General features: G+C 31.0%; 2 protein-coding genes and 2 pseudogenes. All 4 read right to left on the bottom strand.

Annotated features, from left to right (window positions below; all coding sequences use genetic code 11):
* Nucleotides 1-314 (bottom strand): annotated as a pseudogene (locus AC6FXG_RS08895) (VirD4-like conjugal transfer protein, CD1115 family); the annotation flags it as partial.
* Entirely contained in the window at nt 307-1,041 is a 735-nt protein-coding gene (locus AC6FXG_RS08890; protein ID WP_500572382.1) for a phage antirepressor KilAC domain-containing protein, read from the bottom strand. The gene AC6FXG_RS08890 and the pseudogene AC6FXG_RS08895, both read right to left, overlap by 8 nt.
* On the bottom strand, nt 1,038-1,523 hold the full coding sequence (locus AC6FXG_RS08885) for a PcfB family protein (RefSeq protein ID WP_000606600.1): 486 nt from the start codon (nt 1,521-1,523) through the stop codon (nt 1,038-1,040). Before AC6FXG_RS08885 ends, AC6FXG_RS08890 begins: the two co-directional genes overlap by 4 nt.
* Nucleotides 1,516-1,662, bottom strand: a pseudogene (locus AC6FXG_RS08880) (ATP-binding protein); the annotation flags it as partial. The pseudogene AC6FXG_RS08880 and the gene AC6FXG_RS08885, both read right to left, overlap by 8 nt.

Here is a 1,662-nt window from a genome sequence, read left to right as displayed (position 1 = left end):
CCTTGCCTATATTTCTTTTTGTTTTTACCTTTGCTATAAACAATTAGCTTAACAGTAGCAGCAACTGAAATACCTACTAGCAAGTCCCTTGGATTAAGACTTGGTATATAAGATAAAGTTCCTATATCAGAAATTCCCACCATTATCCTATCAATAATATCTCCTCCAACATAAGAATTTATGTGCTTAGAAAAGATATTTCCAATGTAGAAAAAGGATAAATAAGGAATGTTTGATAATATAAATTTCTTTGGGTTGTCTATTTTAATTAAGTTTTTAACATCAGAAAAAATGGCTTCTAATATCTTATTCATCGTAGAAACCTTCACTATCTAATAAAATTAGTAGGTAGTGTCTTCCCTTTGGTGTTATAAATGTTTGTATTCCTACAAGTGTACCTAGTGGATCAACCCATTCTTTTACTTCAAAATATCCCTTGTTCTTATCTGCATAAGGTAAGAGTTTCTTTTTCTTATCTCTATAAATTAATCCCTTATCCATTAGAAAACTTATAAACTGATTTTGTGGTATTCCTAATTCTTTAGCAGTATTTCTAAAGTTTGTAAGTAGGTTATAATCTACCAATTTGTCATAATAGTCTGCCTTTGGTCTTAATTCTTCAATCTCTTCTTCTCTTTCGGCAATAATTCTATTGGCTACAAGAATTGCATCTGCAAGTAGCTCTTCGTTAGTTTTCTTTTCTTGCCCTACTATATATCCTCCATTTTTTCTAATACTTGGTAAGACTTCTCTAGTTACCCAAGCTTTGAATATTTTTGCTTGTGGTAGTTTTGATGAAAGGATAAGTGAATACAATCCTGATTCGTTAATTATTGAAATATTCTGTATTCCTCCAGGGGTGTTCCATTTCGTTACACCCTTATCTTCCTCGTCTACATGATCATAAACAGCTTTTCTTGGATTAACATATCCTAACATAGTTGCTACTTCATTAGCTATAAAGAAAAACTCACCGTCTTTTTCTATAACAGTGAGTTTCCCAAAATTCCTATTTTCAAATGTTTTTAAATTACTCATCATAAGCTTTGCTCCTTATGTTTATTTTTAACTTTATCTTTACTAATGGTGTCCTTAGCCATATCTTTAAACTTATTTATAGTCTTCGTTATTGAATCTTTTCTATCGGCCTTTCTTTCAGAAGCCTTAACTGCTTTTTTAAAGGCATGCTCCATTACCTTTATATCCTTAGATTGAAAAAACACAGAGTGGTTACCAGTTTCCTTATCTTTCATAACAGAAAACTTCACTCCGTGTTTGTTTAAAATTTTCTTTAATTCTTTTAACTCAGGATCTTTTAGATTAATTTCTTCTAACTGTCCCTTTTTAACCATATCCTTTAGCTTTACTTCTTCTCCATTATTTTTTATTACATTTTTCAAGCCTCCTTGTTCTTCTATTTGCTTGTGTACTTTCTTTAAGGCATCAAGAATCGCTTTACTTGTCGCTTTTGCAAGCCTTACTTCAAGATTAAGACTTGACCTGGATACTTCTTCATTAATCATCTATTCCACCTCCATATAAAAGTAACTCTTTGTATTTTCTTAACTTCTCTTGATGGATTTTTCTTCTAAAATCTTCTCCCGTAACTTTAACTGGAATTGTCATTTCAAGTATTCTTGAATATATCCTCTGATACTCAAG

The organism is Ezakiella massiliensis, assembly GCF_059862345.1.
Note: the sequence above shows the minus strand (reverse complement) of the source record. Positions and strands in the feature narration are given on the sequence as shown.

What these genes read in the sequence shown, in the direction of transcription:
- AC6FXG_RS08885 (WP_000606600.1), bottom strand. Translation starts at nt 1,523, where the DNA reads ATGATTAATGAAGAAGTATCCAGGTCAAGTCTTAATCTTGAAGTAAGG.
- AC6FXG_RS08890 (WP_500572382.1), bottom strand. Translation starts at nt 1,041, where the DNA reads ATGATGAGTAATTTAAAAACATTTGAAAATAGGAATTTTGGGAAACTC.